The sequence below is a fragment of the Cupriavidus sp. SHE genome, from assembly GCF_000812445.1.
Taxonomy (GTDB): Bacteria; Pseudomonadota; Gammaproteobacteria; order Burkholderiales; family Burkholderiaceae; genus Cupriavidus; species Cupriavidus metallidurans.
The window spans coordinates 1-5,191 of the sequence record NZ_JWMB01000104.1 but is presented as its reverse complement, the minus strand read 5'-3'; the positions used below and the strand labels follow the sequence as shown (position 1 = coordinate 5,191).

At 58.4% G+C, this 5,191-nt stretch carries 6 protein-coding genes and 1 pseudogene; 3 read left to right on the top strand and 4 right to left on the bottom strand.

Features of this window, described 5'->3' with window-relative positions; all coding sequences use genetic code 11:
* Positions 1-248 (top strand): hypothetical protein (locus RN01_RS34830; RefSeq protein WP_231582334.1); only part of this gene is annotated, 248 nt, incomplete at its 5' end.
* Between the two features lie 875 nt (positions 249-1,123).
* On the opposite strand, the gene RN01_RS31535 is transcribed toward RN01_RS34830, so the two are convergent.
* Positions 1,124-1,342, bottom strand: coding sequence for a hypothetical protein (locus RN01_RS31535; RefSeq protein ID WP_141192960.1), 219 nt, complete (start codon positions 1,340-1,342; stop codon positions 1,124-1,126).
* Positions 1,343-1,984: 642 nt separating this feature from the next.
* Between RN01_RS31535 and RN01_RS31530 the strand changes: the two genes are divergently transcribed.
* Together RN01_RS31530 and RN01_RS31525 are read left to right on the top strand one after the other, a co-directional pair.
* On the top strand, positions 1,985-2,149 hold the full coding sequence (locus tag RN01_RS31530) for a hypothetical protein (RefSeq protein WP_156149798.1): 165 nt from the start codon (positions 1,985-1,987) through the stop codon (positions 2,147-2,149).
* A gap of 908 nt (positions 2,150-3,057) precedes the next feature.
* Positions 3,058-3,468 (top strand): trans-aconitate 2-methyltransferase, encoded by a 411-nt coding sequence (locus RN01_RS31525; protein WP_231582333.1) that lies wholly within the window; start codon positions 3,058-3,060, stop codon positions 3,466-3,468.
* Positions 3,469-3,513: 45 nt separating this feature from the next.
* Here RN01_RS31525 and RN01_RS31520 read toward each other — a convergent pair whose 3' ends face one another.
* The 3 genes and pseudogenes from RN01_RS31520 to RN01_RS34460 form a co-directional block, all read right to left on the bottom strand.
* A complete protein-coding gene (locus RN01_RS31520) occupies positions 3,514-4,635 on the bottom strand; it encodes a glycosyltransferase family 2 protein (RefSeq protein WP_029306659.1) in 1,122 nt (373 codons plus the stop codon).
* Positions 4,632-5,015: a GtrA family protein gene (locus RN01_RS31515; protein WP_008650712.1), complete on the bottom strand. Its 384-nt coding sequence runs from the start codon at positions 5,013-5,015 to the stop codon at positions 4,632-4,634. The genes RN01_RS31520 and RN01_RS31515 overlap by 4 nt, the downstream gene beginning before the upstream one ends.
* Positions 5,012-5,191 (bottom strand): annotated as a pseudogene (locus tag RN01_RS34460) (glycosyl transferase); the annotation flags it as partial. The pseudogene RN01_RS34460 and the gene RN01_RS31515, both read right to left, overlap by 4 nt.

The window sequence follows — 5,191 nt, the reverse complement described above, 5'->3', positions numbered from 1 at the left end:
GTGATCACCTACGCTACAATCTCCTGACCGCGCAGTACCACCTTCCTTCCCTGATCACGTTCGCCGAAACCGCTGATCACCTTCACCGAAATCCGCATACTCAACAGGAATGCGGCAAGCCAAAGCCGGTAGATGCGGGTACGCACGTGGAAATCTCGTTTGAAGCGAATGGTAACAGCGTTTGGCCGCTTTCAGCACTTGTCCGAGCATCGGTTTGCCGCAGGTCAAACGCCACCCGCTTGAGATAAAAGCCCGTTGGAGGCGCTCCGATGCGCCACCCCAAACACAGCGCATCGGAGAAAGCCCGTTACTTGGGCTGACCCATCATTTCCCTGCACTTTTGCATCGTGGCGGCTTGGTCTCGCGTCATCGCGGTATTGTCCCCTGTCTGCCGTGCCTTCGAGTGTTGCGCCTCAGTTCGCTTAGCGTCGCGAGCCTTTTCTATCACATACCAGTCCGGGCCGGCGACGGCGGATAGCGAGAGTCCAAGGACGACAGCACCCACAAGAGCGTGAAGGAGAGATTTCATGATGTTCCTCGTTCGGAGTAAGCAGCACGCCCCGCTTAGCAGCAAGCGGTCGGCAACACTGTGAATGTAAAAGGCCAGCCAGGAGCGCGCTGGTGTGGCACCCAGTGCAGCATTCCTGTGTAGTGAAATCGTGCTACGAACAGATCTATTTGGGCGGGCGCTCGAGGCGGGGCGGAACGGCGGATTGATACGAGAATTCCGGATGCGCAACCAACACACTGATCCAGGCACCCGTGACCGATCCGGTGCTCACCGGCATGCCAGCGAGGACCGCACAAGCCGAGGCCGTGCAGGGAAGACCAGACGGGCCGCTAACATTCCGATTATCGGCGCAGCTGGATTGACTGATGCAATCAGGCGAACTTCCGGTCTCGACACTGACATTCGCTGCTCGAACGGGCATGCCTGTCGACATTTCGGCGATGACGGCAATACAGCAACTGCGCAATGGCCCGGACTGAGCCCGGAGGGGCAAAGTCAGTACCAAAGCTAGCACTATGACGACACGCCAAAGCTGATTCATGGGCTTACGCATTAGGCCTCCGAGCGGACGCGAGGTAGCGTCGTCGCAGGAGCCGTATTAAGTATAGAAACTTATGCTCCGCGAGGCACTGCGGATTCCGACGAAATTCCGCCTGCAGAAAGGGAAAAAGCGAACGACAAATAGACGTCATCGAGCAAGCGCTCGTTGTCGCCGGCTAATTGTTCCAGGGCCGCTAGCAGGTGGTCGGCCACGCGGTATTGTTGGAGTTCACACGCCAATCGGAACGCAACAAACACTTCATCAAGTAACGTTTGCGCTACAGACATCATGATTTCCCCCTGGTTGGTTAGGTGGTGCGGCCAGAGCGTGATCGCCGCGAAGTGGTGCACATTTGCACTATGGACCTTCTCATGATGGCAAGGTCAAGTAGTGCGTCGGCTGGCTTAACAAAAACCGGTAAGCGCAAAGTTTCCGCCGGGGGGAGAGAGCGAACTGTCCCCCAATCGCTCCATCATGACAAACATGATTTCTCCTCTGCCTTGGATGATGGCAGTCCGCTGTGGCGGTATATTCAGCAACTTTTACTTCACGATGCTGTGCATTGTCCGTCGTCACAAGCTGGCCGTTCTCGGCGGGGAAAGGCGATGACTTCGGGTCAGCGCGTATTACGCGACCATTACAGGGGAGTCATTGAATTCGACTCGAGTGTCACTGCCGAGCCAATAGCGTTACAAGCGCTCACACTTGTAGGGAAATGCGAACACAGCGGGCAGTGCCAAAGACATATGCTTCCATCCGCTACAAACACAAAGGATAAAACATGAAAAAGCTTCCCATCTTGGTCGGAACCGCGCTGGCCATTGGATTCGGTTATGCCACCGCGCAGACGCACGACGGTTACGGCGAGAAAGATGTCTACTGGTTACGCTCGGCGGGCGCCGCGCATCATGTGCCTGCGGTCGCGGTGGCACATGATGCGCGACCTTTCTACGGGCATGGTCCCGCTCTGCACGATTCGTATCGCCAGCCCCATCACCGTGTCGAACATGGGCGACGCGAGCTTGATCGTCGCCCGCGAGATGGCTCTCACGGTTCACCAGGCCACTGATTTACTCGCCTGCCGGCTGGTCGTTTGAGTTGCCTGCAGGCTTGCGGACGCCGGGCGCGCGGCATTGGGACTTCATACATGAGTGAATGCGTTTATCGAGGCGCCGCTTCCAGATCTTGGCGGCCTCGTTACTGCGACGCAGGGCGGTCGTTTGAAGACGTCCAGGGTGCCGAGTCTGTCATGTCCCCGTCATTCTAATGACAGGAGTCTTCTGTAGACTCCCGCCATCAATAGATGCTGATGCCGCCGGATGAAAAAGCTGTTGCGACACCTCTCGCTTTGGCTCCTTGTATTGACGTTGCCGGTTCAGAGCGTTGGCGCAGCGGCTACTCTTTCGTGCAGCGAGCTGACCGAGCTGAGGCACGGTGCCGGCTATACTTCCCTTGCCGTCATTGACGTCACTCACGAGGTGAACGCACACTGCGATCCGAGTTCGCATCACCGTTCGCTAAACAAAACGCACGGCAAGGCCCGCGGCTGTCAAGCTTGTTCTGCCTGCTCGGCCGCCTCGCCACTTGCTCTCGTTGCCTTCTTGGGGGCTCAAGCATTGTCCCTGAACGGCGTGCCACCGGCGTCTGTCCCGTGGATATTTGCGAGCACAACTCCTGAGACGGTGCTCCGCCCGCCCTCTCGCCATCTCTGAAGCCTCCCACGCAACCACTGGGTTGGCTACCTCCACCTCTTAGACGTCGTCCTTCGGCCTGATCGAAGACGAAACAAGCCTGCCTGCACCCGTCCCTGCGCGAGCGAGGCAGCGCAATTATGTTGCGGTGCGCGATGTGTCGCTTGGCTGTGTCGCGCGCGCACGATATTGGAGAGACAGCGATGCGCATCTGTAATCAATGCAAGGCCCCGCTCGAAATTGACGTGTGGGCGTGCACCGCATGCAATTGGCAGCCTCATGTTCTCGCGGGCGTGCACTGTCTGGCACCGGCCATGATGGTCGACCACGATGGCTTTCACGAACCGCTCTTCGTTGAATACGAGAGGCTCGAAGCGACGCACTTCTGGTTCGTCTATCGCCGTAAACTGATCCTAGAAGCGCTGCAGCGCTACTTTCCGGCTTTGCGCTCGTTCATGGACGTCGGTTGTGGGACCGCTGAGAATCTGCGCGCGATCGAGGCCCGCTTCCCTCGTGCACGCCTGGTCGGCGGCGAGGCATCGTTGCACGCCCTGATGCAGGGGCAGCGCAAATGCAAAGCTCAGTTGTTGCAGATGGATGTCCGTGCTATTCCGTACATCGACGCATTCGATGTTCTGGGTGCATTTGACGTCCTAGAACACGTCGGTGGACGCGAAGAACGGAATAAGTTGGATACGAGGCTCTTTCTTTCGAAAACGTCATGATCCAGTTGCTGGCCATGTCGTGAGAGAGCATGGTACGCGGGCTGTCTACCGGCTTGGCGCAAGGGTTTTCGTGAGGATGGCATCCCGCGGAGAAGCCTCGGAGAGGCCCGGAGCTTTGCCTTCCGGGCACCCGGGTGCGTGGAAGATTGCTGCAGGCGGGGTGCCACCCCGTGTCGCTACGGCCACTTGCCCTGGCTCGGCGGTGGGGGTGCCGTGGCCGATCGGCGCCGTATAGCTTGCCACCAGATACACTGGCCGCCGCTTGACTTCATTGAACAGACGCCCAACATATTCCCCAAGCACGCCTAGGAAAACCAGTTGCAGGCCGCCCAGCAGAAGCAGGACAGTCATCATGGATGGGTAGCCGTGTACGGGGTCGCCGTAAAGCAGCGTCTTGCCAACGATGAAGGCGGCCATGCCAAATGCGGGAACGGCAACAAGCAGGCCGATCGAGGTCGCAAACTTGAGCGGCACGGTGGAAAAGGCAGTGATGCCATCCACGGCAAAACGCAACAGCTTGCGGTAGTTGAACTTGGTCTTCCCGGATGCCCGGGCGTCGCGCCGATACAAGACTGCGGTCTGCCGAAATCCGATCCAGGCATACAGCCCCTTCATGAAGCGGTGCTGCTCCCGGAGTTGTCCGAGGGCGGCAACGGCACGACGGCTCATTACGCGGAAGTCGCCGGTGTCGGCCGGAATCTCCGTATCGCTGAGCTTGCCCATCAGACGGTAAAACCAGTGCGCGGTGAACTTCTTGAGGAACGATTCGCCATCTCGGGAGGTGCGCGTGGCGTACACCACGTCGAACCCCTCTCGCCATTTCTCGATCAACGAGGGAATCAGTTCGGGCGGATCCTGCAGATCGGCGTCGATGATCACAACGGCGTCGCCGCTTGCCACGTCGAGGCCCGCCGTTAGCGCGGCTTCCTTGCCGAAGTTGCGACTCAGTTCGACAATGCCGACGCGCGCTTCGGCCGCCTTGAGATTGTGTGCAACCGCCAGTGATCGATCGCGGCTGCCGTCGTCCACGTAGATGATCTCGTAGTTCGATGCCAATCCATCCATCACGCGGAGAAGCCGAAAGTGAAATTGTGGCAGGACAGCTTCTTCATTGAAGAGCGGCACGACGACCGAGATCTTCTCTGGCAGCAGGTTGGTGGCATTCATCGCATCGCTCCATTCATGAACGTCCAATTTGCATGGATTACGTAGTTGACCAGCATGACCGAAATGGTCGACAAAACCTGTGCAACGAGGTAGTGCAGCCCCAGCGCTAGTCCTATCCACAGCAGTAGCGAATTGAGAGAAAATGCCAGAGCGCCAACTAGAATGAACCGTCCGAAGGTGGCGCGTTGTGGTTGGACTTGTGTGAACACCCATCGGCTGCTGATGAAGTAGTGCGCCAAAAGACCAACAACACTACCGGCGGCAGATGCCGGAAGCGCTGCGGCCCCGAACCTGACCAGCGCTATTAGCGTTGCATAGTGGGCGGCGGTTGCCGTAGCTCCCGCACCAAGAAACCGCACAAATCGTAACGGGACCCTCATGGCTTCTGCACCAGGACGTTGACGCCTTGTCGACCGATCACAGTTGTGTCGCCACCGAGCAGCGGTCTCAGTCGATGAAACGTCTCGTGCCGCATGACCGCGAGCTTGTGACCAGGGGTCTTCCATCGCTGCGCAAAGGCCTCTTCATTAGCAATCCACTTTCCAGGCTCGACCGA